Consider the following 16,960-nt stretch of genomic DNA (forward strand, 5'->3'; position numbering starts at 1 on the left):
CTAGCTCAGGGCGGGCGCTGGGTTCCGCTTGGATCGCGACGGCCACCAGTTGTACTTGCCGACCAGCACGGCCAGCGCCGGCACGGTGACGGTGCGGACGATCAGGGTGTCGATCAGCAGGCCGACACCGATGATGAAGCCGCCCTGCACCATCGAGCCGATGCTGCTGAACAGCATCGCGAACATCGGTGCGGCGAAGATCATTCCGGCCGAGGTGATCACACTACCGGTACTCCGCACGGTGCGGATGACACCCGAGCGGATGCCGTTCGGGGACTCGTCACGAATCCGCGAGATCAGCAGCATGTTGTAGTCCGCGCCGACCGCCACCAGCACGATGAAGGCCATGCCCGGGGTGCTCGCCGCCATCGGTTGGCCGCCGAGGATCTGCAGCACGATGACCCCGATACCGAGCGACGACAGGCACGAGAGGATCACGGTGCCAACGAGATACAGCGGCGCCACGACTGCCCGCAGCAGCAGTACCAGGATCAGGAACACCACGATGACGGTCATCAGCACGATGTATCGCAGGTCCTGGTTGAAGTAGTCGCGCAGTTCCGCGTAATAGGGCGTCATGCCCGACATCGCGATCTTCGCGTCCGCCAGCGACGTATTCACCTGCGCGCCTTGTGCGGCGGCGAGGATCGCCTTGACCTGGTCCATGGCCTTGGTGTCGTAGGGGTTCAGCTTGGACTCGACCAGGTACCGCGCCGAATGTCCGTCGGGCGACATGAAAACCCGTGCCAGGTCTTTGAATTTGTCGTTGTCCAGGATTTCCGGGGAGATGTAGAAGCCCGCCGCGCCCGGCTCGGATGCGTGCAGTTTCATCGCCAGCAGGAACGCCGAGGCGTGCGAAAGCCCTTCGCCGAGTTGCTTGGTCTGGTCGTCGAGGACGCGCAGCCCTTCGGCGATCTTTCGGCTGCCCTCGGCCAGCGCGTTGGCGCCTTCCTGCAGGGCGGCCATGTTCTGCTTCATCCCACCTGAACTACCGCCCGCACCACCCCCGCCTGCCCCACCAAGGGAGCGAAGGGCTTTGGCCGCCGAGTCCAACGAGGGCTGCATCTTGTGCAGGCCGTCGGACAGCCGCTGCAGCTGGTCGCGCTGCCCCGTGCAATCCGGGTCCGCATCGCAGCCGGGATTGTCCTTCCGCTGCTGCAGCAGCGCATCGGCCATGGCGACCATGTCCTGGAAGTTCTGGGTGCCGGACCGCGGCGGGATGTTCGGCACATCACCGGAATTGCGTACGGCATCCATCTGCCGCTGCGCGTCCTGGAACTCTTGCGAGCTCTCCAGCTGGTCCTTGATGTTCGCCATGCTCTTGTTCAGGTTGTCGAGCACGCCCATCGTCTTGGTCAGCTGGGTACGCACGGTCGCCAGGCTGTCGGCGAGCTTGCCGGCCCCGCCGACCAGGGCCTGCCGTTGGTCGACGCTGCCATTGATCTTGTTGGTGGCCTCGGCGAGTTTGTTGCCGATCTCGCCGGCCTGAAAACTCAGCGTGGCCTGTTCCAGCGGGGCGCCGGTGGGTCGGGTGACACCGCGGACGGCGGCGATGTCGGGCAACTGCGCGACGCGCTGCGCCATCTGCTCGAGGTCGGCGAGTCCCTTGGTGGTGCGCAGGTCATGCGGCGACTGGACGAAAAGATATTGCGGTGCAGTCACACTCGCCGGGAAGTGTCGTTCGATGGCGGCCATGCCGATGTTGCTCTCCGCGGAGGCCGGCAGTGCGGTGCGGGCGTCGTAGCTGGTGTGCAGCCAACCGACCCCGGCGGCCAGCGCGATCAGTACCACCAGGCTGCCGACGAGGTGGACCACGGGGCGCCGCACGATGTTGATACCGGACCGGTGCCAGAAGCGGCTGGTCAGTTCCTTGCGAGGACGGGCCCAGCCGCGCCGCCCGACGAGCGTCAAGATCGCCGGCAGCAACGTGATCGACGAGAAGAACGCCACGGCGATCGTGACCGCGAGCGCCGGACCGGTGGTCGAGAACACCTTGAGCGTCGTGAAACTCATGCCCAGGAACGTCACCGCGACGGTGGCCGCGGACGCCGCGATGACCTTGCCGATGGCGGTCAGCGCGCGTGCCACGGCTTCGTCGGAATCCACGCCCTGCCTGAGGTATTCGTGGTAGCGACTGATCAGGAAGACGGCGTAGTCCACGCCTGCGCCGATCATCATGGCGCTCATGAAGACGACGGTCTGTTGCGAGATGGGCAGACCCCACGTCGCCAGGGCCGCGACACCCTGCGTAGCGGCGGCCTGCGAGACCGTGATGGTCGCGAGCGGCACCAGGATCGTGACGATGTTGCGGTACACCACAAAGAGAATCAGCAGGACCATGGCGATCGTCGCGGTCTCGATGACCCGCAGATCGCGCAACCCGAGTTGTTCCCGTTCGGCGACGGTGGCGGTCAAGCCGGTCATGTGGACCGTCAGCGTCGAGCCGGAGACGGTGTGGTCGACGATGCCGACGACGCGCTTGTACGCCTCACTCGATTCCGGGGAACCGAGCTCACCCCGGATACCCACCGGGATGAACCAGGCCTTGTTGTCCTTGCTGGCCAACACCTCTCGCATCGGCGGCGCAGAGATGAAGTCCTGCACCATCACCACGTCGGCGGTGTCGCGGTGCAGGCTGTCGACCAGGGTGCGGTAGACGTCTTCGTCGGCTTTGGTCAGTCCGCTCTCGTCGGTGAGGACCACCAGCGCGATGTTCTGGATACCGGGTTCGTGGAACGCGGTCGTCATGTCCCGCGTCGCCGCCATCACCGCCGAGTTGCTCGGCAGCAACTCCTGGTTTCGGTCGCTCGCCAGCTTCATGAGTGGCGGCACGGCCACCGACAGCGCCACCACGAGCAGCAGCCAGGCGCCGATCACCGCCCACGGACGGCGCAGCACAAGCCGCGCCAGCAGCTCGAAAGCGCCGGCGAACACACCCCCGCCCGACCGAACTTTCACGTTGCCTCACCGCCCAGATACCTGCCGTACTCGGCAAGCGCTTCGACGGTCAGCATCTCATGGTGCGCGCGCTCCACGGCATGCACCGTGACGGCGCCGGCCACATGCGGCCGCCAGCTCTGCGTGAGGAAGGCGCCACGATCAGCGTCGCCCCGGGCAGCCGCGACCACCACGACATCACCGGAGAACAGGGCCGCCTCGTGTTCGCCGTACAGCGCGACGTTGGTGTCGAAGTTGCGTACCAACAGGTCCATCAGCCCGTCGTCCACGACGCCGGCCAGCTGGTCCCGGTCGACCGACTGATTCGCAACGCGCAGGCTCGGCTCGGCGTCGAGCAGCACCAACCGCGCGACAGCGGCGCCGCGCCGCTGCAGCTCGACGGCGACCGCGTGCGCGACCACACCGCCGAACGACCAGCCGAGCAGGTGGTACGGCCCCGACGGCTGCTCGGACTGAATCCGGTCCGCATATGTCGCGGCCATCTCGCTCAGCGATCCCGGCGTGTCTGTGGCCGGTTGCTGAATGCCGATGATCGGACCGTCGACGTGCTCGGCCAGCACCTGGTACGGCCAGCTGACGCCGCTGACGGCGGGCAGGCAGAACAGTGGGACGCCCGTACCGGTCTTCAGTACCTGCACCGGGGCGATGTCCGGTGCGGCCGCACCGGCCGTCGCCAATCGCGCGCCGAGCGCCTGCACTGTGGGCGCCTCGAACACCGTCGTCACCGACAGCTCGATGCCGAGGTCCGCGCGGACGGCTGCGACGAGGCGCATGGCCGAGATGCTGTCGCCGCCGAGGCCGAAGAACGACTCGTCCACTCCGACCCGTTCGACGCCGAGGACCCGGCCGTAGGCAGCGGCCAGCGCCGCCTCGGTGGCCGAGCGCGGAGCCCGGTAGGCGCCGGCCCGGTATTCAGGTGCCGGCAGGGCGCGGACGTCGAGCTTGCCGTTGACCGTGACCGGCAGCGCGGGCAGCGCGACGATGGCGGCCGGGACCGCGTGGGCCGGCAGCAGGTCGGCCAGCTGGTCGCGCAGCGTCGCGGGATCGGCGGTGCCGGTGATGTAGCCGACCAGGCGCTCCTCGCGGGCGATCACCGCCGCCTGGTCGACGCCGTCGAGGCGCGCCAAAACCGTTTGCACTTCCCCGAGTTCGATGCGGAAACCGCGAATCTTGACCTGCTCGTCGGCCCGGCCGACGTAGTGCAGGCGGCCGTCGTCATCCCACCGCACCAGGTCTCCGGTGCGGTACATGCGCTCCCCCGCGCCCCGGTACGGGCAGGCCACGAACCGGTCCGCGGTCAGCCCCGTCCGGCCGGCGTAGCCGACGCTCACGCCGTCACCCGCGACGTACAGCTCTCCGACGACGCCGGCGGGCACCGGCCGCAACCAGCCGTCCAGTACGAACAGCGCCGTACCGGGCACCGGTGTGCCGATCGGCACCGGACCTGTTGCCGCCGTGAGCGGTTCGGTCATCGCCGCGTACACCGTGGTCTCGGTGGGGCCATAGGCGTTGACCATGGTGTGCCCGCACGACGTCCAGCGGTCGACCAGGTCGGCAGGGCATGCCTCGCCGCCGACCAGCAGCGCCAGCGGTGCCAGCTGCTCGGGCACCAATACGGCTGCCGCGGAGGGCGTCTGAGTGAGCACGTTGACGTGTTCGGTTGCGAGCAATCGCTGGAACTGGTCCGCGTTGGCGGTCACCGACTCCGGCACGATCACCAGACGGCCGCCATGCAGCAGCGCGGCCCACAACTCCCACACCGAGAAGTCGAACGCGTACGAGTGGCACTGCGTCCATACCGGGTCGGCGGGCAGGCCTACGAGCGGCGTCCCGAACTGGCGGGCGACGTTGCGGTGTGCCACCGCCACGGCCTTGGGCGTTCCGGTGGTGCCGGAGGTGTAGATCAGGTAGGCAACGCTGTCCGGGTCGGGGTGCGGAAGCCTTGTGGCGGGACGGTTTTCGTCGGCGCCGACGACGACCGGGCCGCGGAAGCCGCCGAGCCGGCCGGCCAGGTCCTCGGTGGTGACCGCGACAATCGGGGCGGCATCGGACAGCAGGAAGGCGAGCCGCTCCGCCGGCAGTGCCGGATCGATCGGCAGGTACGCCGCCCCGGTCTTGAGGATCGCGAGGATCGCCACGACCGCGTCGAGGGACCGGGGGAACAGCACCGCCACGGTCTGTCCCGGACCGGCGCCGTCATCGATCAGTCGGTGCGCCAACCGGTTCGAGGCCTCGTCTAGGTCGCGGTAGGTCAGCTCGCGACCCAATCCGGTGAGCGCGGTGACCGCCGGTGTCCGGTCGACCTGGGCGGCGAACAGCGCCGGGATCGATGCCGGTCCGCCAGCCCTGGCGGCGCGGTTGCCGATCTGGTCCAGCTGCGATCGCTCTTCGGCAACAAGCAGATTCACTGCCGCGAGCCGCCCGTTGGGCGCGGTGATCATCGCGACGAGCACGCGTTCGAACCGCTCGACGAGCCGGTCGATGTCGGCCGCGCCGAAGACCTCGGTGTCGTACTCGAGCCGCAGGCCCAGTTCGTCGCCCGGCATCGCCTGCACTGTCAACGGATAGTGGTTCTGCTCATGGCTGCTGAACTCGGTGATGGTCAGGTCCCCGACGCCGCCGGACGCGGCGGCGCCCAGCGGGTAGTTCTCGTAGGCGAACAGCGTGTCGAAGAGCCTGTCCTGACCGGTGATTCGATGCATCTCGGCAAGCGAGAGGTGCTGGTGATCGAGCGTACGGTTGTGCGCATCCTGCATCTGGTCGAGCAGTTCCGCCACGGTGGTGACGGCGGTCGCGGTGGCCCGCACCGGCACGGTGTTGATCATCAGACCGACCATCGCATCGGCGCCGGGGACGTCGGTCGGACGGCCGGAGACGGCGGTACCGAACACCACATCGTGGCGGCCCGTCAGCTGCATGAGCAACTGCGCGTAGGCGCTCTGCAGGACGACGTTCACGGTGGTGTGGTGCGCCCGCGCCAGCTCGCCGACGGCGTGCGTGGTTTCAGCTGACAGCGCAACGGATTTCAGCCCGCGACCACCGGTCCCGGGTCGTGGTGAGACCAGTGTCGGCGTGTCGACGCCGGCCAGCACCTCCGCCCACGCGGTGCGTGCGGCATCGAGATCGCGCTCGGCCAACCACGTGACGAAGCGGCGGTACGGGACCGCGGCGGACAACCGGTACCCGTGATAGCCGGCGAAGATCTCGCGCAGCAGGATCGGTAGTGACCAGCCGTCCATCACGACGTGATGGTTGGTGAGCACCAGCCGGTGCCGGTGTTCCCCGGTGCGAACCAACGCCACCCGGAACGCCGGCTGGTCGGTGAGGTCGGACACCGCGGCACGTTCCACCGCGCAGATGCGCGTGACCTCGTCGTCCGCGGCGTCCAGCACCTGCCAGGCGACTTCGGGCGCCGCCGGGATGACCTGTACATCGAGTCCGGCGTGGAAGCGGGCCGCGATGTTCGGGTGCCGCTCGACCACCGTCTGCACGGCGTCCCGCAGCCGCGCCGTGTCGAGCGGGCCGGCGAGGGTCAGATCCAGTTGCACCGCATACAGATCGGCGTCGACGCCCGCCTGCGCGGCGTGGAAGAGCAGACCCTGCTGCAGCGGCGTCATCGGCAGGATGTCGGCGACGGGGTGCTCCCGCTCCAGGTCGTCGATCTGCTGCTGGTCCAGGCGCGCCGGCGCGATGTCCGACGGGGTCAGGCCGCCGCCGCCGGAGCGGACCAGGGTGCAGATACCGGTGAGCGCGTCGAACCACAGGCGGCTGAGCCGCTGAACCTGGTTGTCGTCGAGCGCTGACGGTGCCCACGTCCAGTTGGCGTGCAGCTGCGGGCCGGCGTCGGTGTCGACAGTGCCGGCGTTGAGCTCGACGGTGTGCATCAGCGGCATGGGTACCGCGGTCGCCAGGCCGGTGACCTCGGTTGCCGCCGTGCCGTCCCGGCCCACCTGCCACAGTTCGTCGGACAGTTCGGAACCGCCGCCGAGTCGGCCCAGATAGTTGAAACCGATTGCCGGGTCCGGTGTATCGAGGTCGACATCGTCGTTCAGGTAGCGCAGCAACCCGAAGGTCAGGCCCTCCGGCAGTGCGCGCAGTTGCTCCTTGGCGTCCTTGATCACCGCGCCCAGGGCGGCGTCTCCGGATGTCACCTGCGTCCACGAGAGATCGCCGACCGTGACGGCCACGGGGTACTTGGTGGTGAACCAGCCGACGGTGCGCGACAGATCGAGATGCTCGGCGATTTCGTCGTGCCGACCGTGGCCTTCCACGTCGATGCCGATCGGCGTGCCACCGGTGCCCGTGAATTCGGCCACCGCCAAGGCGAATCCGATCAGCAGCATGTCATTGATGCCGGCATGGAACGCCGCCGGCGCCTCGCGCAGCAGCGTCTGCACGGTGTCGACATCGTCCAGCGTGACCGACAACTGTCCCGCGGTGGCGAAGGTATCCCGCTCCGGCTCCACGGCGGGCAACAACGCCGGGGTGGCTGCCACCTGCCGCCAGTGCTCCGCCTGCGCAACCACCTCGGGCGCCGCGGCGTATTCGGCGAGTACCTGCGACCAGCGCTGGAACGACGTGCCGCTCGCCGGTAGTTCAGCGGGCTGCCCGGCGCGGGACTGCAGCCACGCGACGTTCAAGTCCTCCAACAGGATCCGCCATGACACGCCATCCACGGCCAGGTGGTGGATGATCAGCACCAGTTGCCGCACCGGGGCCACCCACAGCGCGCTGAGCAGCATGCCGGCCGCTGGATTCAACCGCGACCGCGCCGCGACCACCGCAGCTTCGGTCAGCTCGTCGACCGTGTGCAGGCACTCCCTGGCGATCGCGCCGGAGGCGGGCACCTGCGGCGACCAACTCGCATCGACCTGCAGCCGCAGCATCGGGTGGCGGTCCACCAAGGCCTGCAACAGCATTGCCACATCGGTCTCGGTGACGCCTGCCGGGGCCTGCACCACCATGGTCTGGTTGAACTGATCGGTCGGGCCGTCCACACCCTGCAGCCACCGCATGATCGGGGTGGCGACCACCGGGCCGACACCCTCGTCGATGACGTCGCTTGTGTCGCTGACGGTTCCGACCACGAGTGCCAGGCGGGCCACCGTCTGCTCGACGAAGACGTCACGCGGCCGGCAGCTCAAACCGGCCGCCCGTGCCCGGGCCACCACCTGCATCGACATGATGCTGTCGCCGCCCAGTTCGAAGAACGAATCGTCGACGCCGACCCGCTCAACGCCGAGCACGTCGGCGTATACCGCGGCCAGCGTCTCTTCTACCGGGGTGGCCGGCGCACGGTACTGATCGGCGCTGCCGTAGGTCGGGGCGGGCAATGCCCGGCGATCCAGCTTGCCGTTGGGCGTCAACGGCAGCGTCGCCATTGCCACCACGGCGGCCGGAACCATGTACGCGGGAAGATGTTTCGCCACCGCGGTCCGCGCCTCGGCCGGGTCCGCCGTGCCGGTGATGTAACCGACGAGTCGCTTGTCACCCGGGCGGTCTTCGCGCACGATCACCGCTGCCTGCCGGACTCCGGCGAGACCGGCCAATGCCGTTTGCACGTCGCCCAATTCGATGCGGTAGCCGCGGATCTTGACCTGCTCGTCGGCGCGGCCCAGGTACTGCAGCTGGCCATCGCCGCCCCACCGCACCAGGTCGCCGGTGCGGTACATCCGTTGTCCCGGCGCGCCGAACGGGCATGCCACGAAGCGCGACGCCGTCAGACCACCACGGCGCACGTATCCGGCTGCGACGCCGGAACCTGCGACGTATAGCTCGCCGACGACACCGATCGGCACCGGGCGCAGCCGCTCGTCCAGGACAAAGGACGCCGCGCCCGACACCGGCGTGCCGATCGGCACCGCGGGCGATCCTGAGGTGAGGGGTGCGCTGACTGCCGCGTAGATGGTGGCCTCGGTCGGGCCGTAGGCGTTGAGCATCACCCGGCCCGCTTCGGTGCGGTCGGACGTCCAGCGGTCGACGAGTTCGGACGGGCAGGCCTCGCCCGCCACCACCAGTGACGTCGACTCCAGGCCATCCGGCGACAACATCATTGCCGCGGAGGGGGTTTGGGTCAGCATCGTGACACCCTCGGCCACCAGCAGTTCGTGCAGTTCTTCCGGCGATCGAGCCACCGTCTCGGACACCACGACGAGGCGTCCGCCGTGCAGCAGGGCCCCGAAGATTTCCCACACCGAGACGTCGAAGGCCAGTGAGTGCCACCCAGACCAGACCTGGGCCGTCGGCAGTTGCGCGTCCAGCCGCCCCAGCAACCCGACGACGTTGCGGTGCGTGATGGCAACGCCCTTGGGGACTCCGGTGGTGCCAGAGGTGTAGATCAGGTACGCGACATCACCCGCATCGGGCGCCGGAGGTGTTGTGGCGGGCCAAGTTTCGACATCGGCGTCGGTCATGTCGATGACCGGCCGCTCGAATCCGCCCAACCGCTCGACCAGATCCCCAGTGGTGACCGCGGCGACCGGCCTGGCGTCCTCGAGCATGAACTCGATGCGCGCCGCCGGCAACGCCGGGTCGATAGGCAGGTACGCCGCCCCGGCCTTGAGCACCGCCAGGATCGCCACGATCGCTTCGGCCGAGCGGTGGAACAGCAATGCCACGGTCTGCCCGGGACCGGCGCCCTCGCCGATCAGCCGGTGCGCCAACTGATTTGCCGCCGCATCCAGTTCCGCGTAGGTCAGGGTCCGGTCTTGCCAGGTGAGCGCCCCCGCATCCGGGGTCCGGGCGACCTGAGCCGCGAACAACTCCGGGATGGAGCCGGCACCGGCGGCCGGAGCGGTCAGCACCGCGCGGTGTCCGAGTTCGTCGAGGCGGGCCTGTTCGGCGTCGTCGACCAGACTCACCGACGACAGCGACCGGTGTGGTTCCGCGGTCATCGCTGTCAGCAGCAGCTCCATCCGGTTGACCAGTGCGGCAACGGTTTCGGCGTCGAACACGTCGGTGCGGAATTCGACCTCACCGCCGATGCCGGCGGGCGCACCTGTCGCGGTCCAGCGTTCGGACAGCGAGAACGTCAGGTCCATCCGGGCGGACTGGGTCCCCAACGGGATCGATGTGACGTCGACGCCCTTCAGCCCGGAACCAGCTGCGGGGTCGGTCAGTCCGGTGAAGTTCTGCCAGGACAGCATCACCTGCACCAGCGGATGGTGGGTGAGACTGCGAGCGGGGTTGAGCCGCTCGACCAACAGCTCGAACGGCACGTCCTGGTGCTCGAAGGCCTCCAGGCTGCGACCGCGGACCTGGTTCAGCAAGTCGGAGAATGTCGGGTCGCCCGAGCCCGTCACGTCGGCGCGCAACACGAGGGTGTTGACGAAGAAGCCGACGAGATCGTCGAGCGCGGGATCGCGTCGTCCGGCGATCGGGAAGCCCACAGCGACATCGGTATTCGCGCTGACCTTGGCGAGCAACGCCAGCAGCGCCGCCTGCACGACCATGAAGGTCGTCGCATTGTGTTCCCGCGCCAGCCGGGCCACCCGCTCCTGCAGGTCGGCAGGCCATTGCACGGCGACGGTCGCACCGGCCATGTCGGCGACCAGTGGGTACGGCCGGTCGGTGGGCAGCTGGACGCGCTCGGGCAGGCCCGCCAGCGCGTCCTCCCAGTACGCCAGCTGGGCGGCCACGCGGCTGCCACCGTCGTCCAGCCGGCCGAATTGTGCACGCTGCCAGAGTGTGTAGTCGATGTACTGCACCGGCAGCGGCGCCCAGTCGGGTGCCTGGCCGGCGCACCGGCCGGCGTAGGCCAGACCCAGATCGGCGACCAGCGGCCGCAGCGACCAACCGTCGGCGGCGATGTGATGCACCACGGCCACCAGGACGTGCTCGTCGTCATCAACACGGAACAGGCGCGCCCGCAACGGGATATCGGTGGCCAGATCGAAGGTGGTGCGCGCGGCGGCCTCGAGGGCATCGTGCAGTCGGCCGGCCGACCACTCGGTCGCGTCGACGACATCCCAACCGAAATCGGCTTGCGCCGCGGGGATCACCACCTGCTGCGGGGTGCCGTCAGGTGCGGTGAGCAGTGTGCGCAGGATCTCGTGCCGACCGACCACGTCGGCCAGGGCGGCGCCGAGAGCACCGACATCCAGGCCGCCGTCGATCCGCAGGGCCGTCGCCATGTTGTAGACCGGTGAGGGTCCCTGCACCTGGTCGACCAGCCAGAGTCGGTTCTGCGCGAACGACAACGGCACCACGTCCGGCCGCTCGGCCACCGTCAGCGGTTGCAGGCCGCGCCCGCCCGCGACGATGCGCGGCACCAGCTGGGCGACGGTGGGCGCCTCGAATACCGCGCGGACCGGAAGGTCCACGTCCAGTGCGGAGTTGATCGCCGCAACGAGCCGCATCGTCGACAGCGAGTCACCGCCGAGGTCGAAGAACGAGTCATCGACACCGACGCGCTCGATGCCGAGCACCTGCGCGAAGACGTCGGCCAGGATCTCCTCGGTCAGGCTGCCGGGCGCCCGGTACACGCCCGCAACGTATTCCGGCTCCGGAAGCGCACGGGTGTCGAGCTTGCCGTTGACCGTGACGGGAAGTTCCGGCAGGCCGACGACCGCCGCCGGGACCATGTAGCCGGGCAGGCGCTGCGCGAGCGCGGCCCGCACCTCGGTCGGATCGACGGCACCGACGATGTAGCCCACGAGACGCTTGCTGCCGGCCTGGTCCTCGCGAGTGATCACGACCGCCTGGTCGACACCGGCCACGGCAGCCAGAGCCGAACGCACTTCACCCAATTCGATGCGATGGCCGCGAATCTTGACCTGCTCGTCGGCGCGGCCGAGGTAGCGGAGCTGGCCGTCGGGCCCCCAGCTCGCCAGGTCGCCGGTCCGGTACATCCGGGTTCCCGGCGCACCGAACGGGCAGGCCATGAAACGTGTTGCGGTCAAATCGGATCGGCCCCAGTAACCGAGGCCGACACCGCGGCCCGCCACATACAGTTCGCCGATCGCGCCCGGCCGTACCGGGCGCAACCACTGGTCGAGCACGAACAGCGCGGCGCCCGGAACCGGCGAACCGATCGGCGGCACACCGGAACCCGCCAGCAGTGGCGTGCTCTTGGACACCCACATGGTCGTCTCGGTCGGACCGTAGACGTTGAGCATCACGCGCCCCGGCGCCCACCGGTCCACCAGTTCCGGCGGGCATGCCTCGGCGCCGATCAGCAGTGCCATCGACTCGAGGCCTTCCGGCGACAGCACGCTGACCGCCGACGGCGTCTGCGCGAGCACCGTGACCCCCTGACGAACGAGCAAGGCGTGGAACTCATCTGCCGACCGGACCACCGCGTCGGGCACGACCACGAGGCGCCCACCGTGCAGCAGGGCAGCCCAGATCTCCCACACCGAGAAGTCGAACGAGTACGAGTGGAACTGCGCCCACACCTGATCCGGACCGAGCGGGAAACCGAGGTCCAGCCCGGCGAACAACTGCGTCACGTTGCGGTGCGTGACGGCGACGCCCTTGGGCTGCCCGGTGGTGCCGGAGGTGTAGATGACATGCGCGACGTCGTCGGGGAGGGGTTCCGGAAGTGCTGTCGCACTGACGTTTTCCTGTTCCGACAGGGTGATGACGTCCAGCACCGGCGTACCCAGTCCGGACATCTCGCCGATCAGTTCCGCGGTGGTGAGCACCGCCACCGGCACTGCGTCCGCGACCATGAACTCGACGCGTTCCGCGGGCAGCGCGGGGTCGATCGGCAGGTACGCGGCCCCGGTCTTGAGCACCGCGAGAATCGCCACGACCGCGTGGGCGGAGCGCGGGAACACCAGCGCCACGGTCTGTCCCGGTCCGGCTCCCCGAGCCGCCAACGCGTGTGCGATCCGGTCAGCGGTCTCGTCGAGTTCGCGGTAGGTCCATGAGGACGCCTGGTAGGTCAGCGCGGTCGCGTCGGGGGTCCGCGCCACCTGCGCGGCGAAGCAGCTCGGAATGGTCTCCCCGGCAGCAGGTTCCGTCAGGACGGCGCGTCCGCTCCACCGGTCCACCGTGGCCTGCTCGTCCGGCTCGAGGGCGCCGATCGCCGACAGCGGCCGGTGCGGGTCGCCGGTCATGGCCGTCAGTACGGTCTGCAGCCGCTCGATCATCGCCTCGATGTCAGGCGCGGCGAACACTGTCGTGTCGTACTCGACGCGGACGGTCAGCTGCCTGCCGGGTTGTGCCTGCACGGTCAGCGGATAGTGCGTGGACTCATGTGTCGCGACATCGGTGACGGCCAGCTCGGCATCGCTCGACAGCGCCGCGGTATCGACCGGGTAGTTCTCGAACGCGAACAACGTGTCGAACAGCTGGTCCTGTCCGGTGAGACGATGAATCTCGCCCAGCGCCAAGTGCTGATGATCGAGGGTGTCGTTGTGGCCACCCTGCAGCTGATCGAGCAGTTCCGCCGCCGTGGTGGTCGCGGTGATGTCGGCGCGCACCGGAACGGTGTTGATGAAGAGGCCGACCATGGATTCGACACCCGCCACCTCCGCCGGCCGGCCCGACACCGTGGTGCCGAACACGACGTCGTGCCGTCCCGTCAGCCAGGACAGCACTTGGGCGTACGCGGCCTGCAGCACGGTGTTGACCGTGGTGTGCCGGGACCGGGCCAAGTCACCCACCGCCGTGGCGATTTCCGTGGGGAGCGTGACGGTCTCGACGCGTCGCGGTCCCGATTCCGTGCGGCCGGCGGGCCCCACCAAGGTGGGCGTATCGAGGCCGCGGAGCAGTTCACCCCAGGCGGCGATGGCCGCGTCGTGATCCCGGTCGGCCAGCCAGCTGACGTAGTTGCGGTACGGCGTGGCCGGTGGCAGCCGGTGGCCGTGATAGCCGGCGAAGATCTCCGCCAACAGGATCGGCATCGACCAGCCGTCGAGGACGATGTGGTGGTTCGTCAGCACGAACCGGTAGCGGTCGGGTGCGACCCGGATCAGCGCTGCGCGGAAGACCGGACCGCCGATGAGGTCGCACACCGCGGCACGCTCGGCCGCGCGGATGTCCGCCAGCCGCGCGTCGCTATCGGAGTCGGCGTCGAGTTCCAGGTAACGCCAAGCAGTTACGGGATCGGCGGGGATCACCTGGACCGGCTGGCCGAACCTCGGGAAGTTCGCCACCAGATGTGGATGGCGGGCGACCACGGCACGCACGGCGTCATGCAGTCGGTCGACATCGAGCCGGCCGCTGACGCCGATGTCCAGCTGGCCGGCGTACAGGTCGTCGCCGCCCTGGGATGTGGTGGCGTGGAAGAGCAGGCCCTCCTGCACCGGGGTGAGTGGCAGCACGTCGGCGACAGCTTGGCGGCGCTCCAGCTCATCGAGCTGCTGCCGGCTGAGACGGGCGGGCGCGATGTCGGAGGGAGTCAGTCCTCCGCCACCGTCGGATACGTGGGCGCAGATACCGGACAGGGCCTCGAACCACAGTCGGCTCAGGCGGGTCACCTGTTCCCGGTCGAGTGCCGACGGCGCCCAGGTCCAATTGGCTTGCAGCCGTGGGCCATCCGGTGTTTCGACGGCAGCGGCGCCCAGTTCCAGGGTGTGCATCAACGGCATGGGGATCGCCATCGCGCTGGTGGGCGTGGTGTCCGCGATGCGCCAGAGCTCTTCGGAGAGTGCGGCGGTACCACCCTGGCGCCCTAGGTAGTTGAAGCCGACGGCCGGATCAGGCGCGGTCACAACGGAATCCGGGCTGGTATCTGGGCTCGGGTACCGCAATAGCCCGTACGTCAGTGGGTCCGGCAGCGCGCGGAGCTGCTCCTTGGCATCTTTGATGACGCCGCCCAGCGCGGCGTCGCCTGCGGTCACCTGCGCCCAGGTGATGTCCCCGAACGCGATCGACACCGGGGACTTGGTGGTGAACCAGCCGACGGTCCGGGTCAGGTCGACGTCGGGACCGAGTTCTTCGTGGCGCCCGTGTCCCTCGACGTCGATGCCGATCGGCGTGCCATGTGCAGTGGCGAATTCCGCCAGTGCCAAGGCGAATCCGATCACCAGGATGTCGTTGATCCCGGCGTGGAACGCCGTGGGGACGGTGCTCAGCAGCATCGCGGTGGTGTCGGGGTCCAGTTCGGCGGCGAGCTGGCCCGCGGTCGCAAAGGTGTCGACGGTGGGTTGCACGGCGGGCAACAGGGCCGGCGTCTGCGCGACGCGCTGCCAGGTCGCGGCGTGAGCGGCGACGTCCGAGTCCTGGGCATGCTCGGCGAGCAGTTCCGCCCAACGCCGGAACGAGGTGCCGCCCGCAGGCAACGCCACGGGCTGCCCGGCCCGGTGCTGCATCCAGGCGATGTTCAGGTCTTCCAGCAGGATTCGCCACGACACCGCGTCGACGGCCAGGTGGTGGACGAGCACCGGGAGTTGCCGGGTGTCCGCCACCCACAGCGCGCTGAGCATCGAACCGGCAGCGGGATTCAGCCGCGCACGGGCCGCCGCCAGCGCCTCGTCGGTCCAGGTGTCCACGGTGTGCAAGCAGCCGTGGGCAGCCACGGTGCCCGGATCGGCCGTGGTCAGCGACCACCCGCCGGCACCGTCGTCCTCGACGCGCATGCGCAGGGTGGCATGGTGATCCAGCAAGGCCTGCAACAGCGTTGCCGCGTCGGCGGCGGTCGCGTGCGCCGGGGCCTGCATCACGACTGTCTGGTTGAACTGGTCGGTCGGACCGTCGACGCTGCGCAGCCACTCGATGATCGGGGTGGCCGGCAGCGATCCGACGCCCGAATCGATTGCCCCGTCGGAGTTCTCGGCGACTTCGACCACCCGGGCCAGCCGGGCGACGGTCTGCTCGACGAAGAGGTCCTTGGTGCGGCAGGTCAGGCCCGCCGCTCGCGCGCGGGTGACGACCTGCATCGACGAAATGCTGTCGCCGCCAAGGTCGAAGAACGAGTCATCCACACCGACCCGCTCGACACCGAGCACCGCGGCGTAGATGCCTGCGAGGATTTCCTCGATCGGGTTGGCGGGCGCCCGGTAGTCGCCCGCGGCATACTCGGGCACCGGCAGAGCGCGGATATCGAGCTTGCCGTTCGCAGTCAGCGGCAGCTCCGGAACCACGATCACCGCGGCCGGAATCATGTACGCCGGCAACCGATCTGCCAGCGCGGCGCGGACAGCCGCCGGGTCGGCCGAGCCGGTGACGTAGCCGACCAGCCGCTTGTCACCGGGGCGGTCTTCGCGGGCGATCACCGCGGCCTGTTCCACGCCGTCGAGGTCTGCCAACGCGGCTTGGATATCTCCCAGCTCGATGCGATAGCCACGGATCTTGACCTGGTCGTCAGCTCGGCCCAGGTAATCCAGCTGCCCGTCGGCGCGCCAGCGCACCAGATCACCGGTGCGGTACATCCGGGCGCCGGGGCCGCCGAACGGGCAGGCCACAAAGCGCGCGGCGGTCAGCCCACCGCGACGTAGGTATCCGGCCGCGACGCCACCGCCGGCGAGGTACAGCTCGCCCACGACACCGATGGGCACCGGACGCAGATGACCGTCCAGTACGAACGTCGACCCGTTCGGTACCGGCGAGCCGATCGGCACCGTCGGCTGCCCCGGCGTGAGCGGTGCGCTGATCGCGGCGTAGATGGTGGCCTCGGTCGGGCCGTAGGCGTTGATCATGACGCGGCTCGACCCCCAGCGGTCGACGAGCTCGGTCGGACACGCCTCGCCCGCCACCACCAGCGTGACATTGTCCAGGCCGTCGGCCGAAAGCGCGCCTGCCGCAGACGGTGTCAGGCTCAGCACGGTGACCCGCTCGGCCGCCACCAGGGCGTGGAGGTCCTCTGGCGCCCGCGCCACCGACTCGGGTACGACGACCAGCCGCCCGCCGTTGAGCAGCGCACCGAAGATCTCCCACACCGACACGTCGAAGGCCAGCGAGTGCCACTGGCTCCAGACGCCCACGGTCGGCAGGCCCGAGTCTGCGGCGCCGATCAACTGCGTCACGTTACGGTGCATCACCGCAACGCCTTTGGGGACGCCGGTGGTGCCGGAGGTGTAGATCAGGTAGGCGATGTCGTCTGCGGCTGGCCCCG

At 69.1% G+C, this 16,960-nt stretch carries 2 protein-coding genes (1 of these 2 running past the window's edge); both read right to left on the reverse strand.

Translation table 11 applies throughout. From position 1 onward, the window contains the following. Positions 1 to 2,958 (reverse strand): MMPL/RND family transporter, encoded by a 2,958-nt coding sequence (locus ACWW1C_RS27050; RefSeq protein ID WP_455981122.1) that lies wholly within the window; start codon positions 2,956 to 2,958, stop codon positions 1 to 3. Further along, positions 2,955 to 16,960, reverse strand: the end of a protein-coding gene (locus tag ACWW1C_RS27055) for a non-ribosomal peptide synthase/polyketide synthase (RefSeq protein ID WP_455981123.1). It continues 16,963 nt past the right edge of the window; 14,006 of the gene's 30,969 nt are visible here — the last part of the coding sequence; its start codon lies off the right edge, out of view; the stop codon is at positions 2,955 to 2,957. Before ACWW1C_RS27055 ends, ACWW1C_RS27050 begins: the two co-directional genes overlap by 4 nt.

This window comes from Mycobacterium sp. HM-7 (assembly GCF_053852335.1).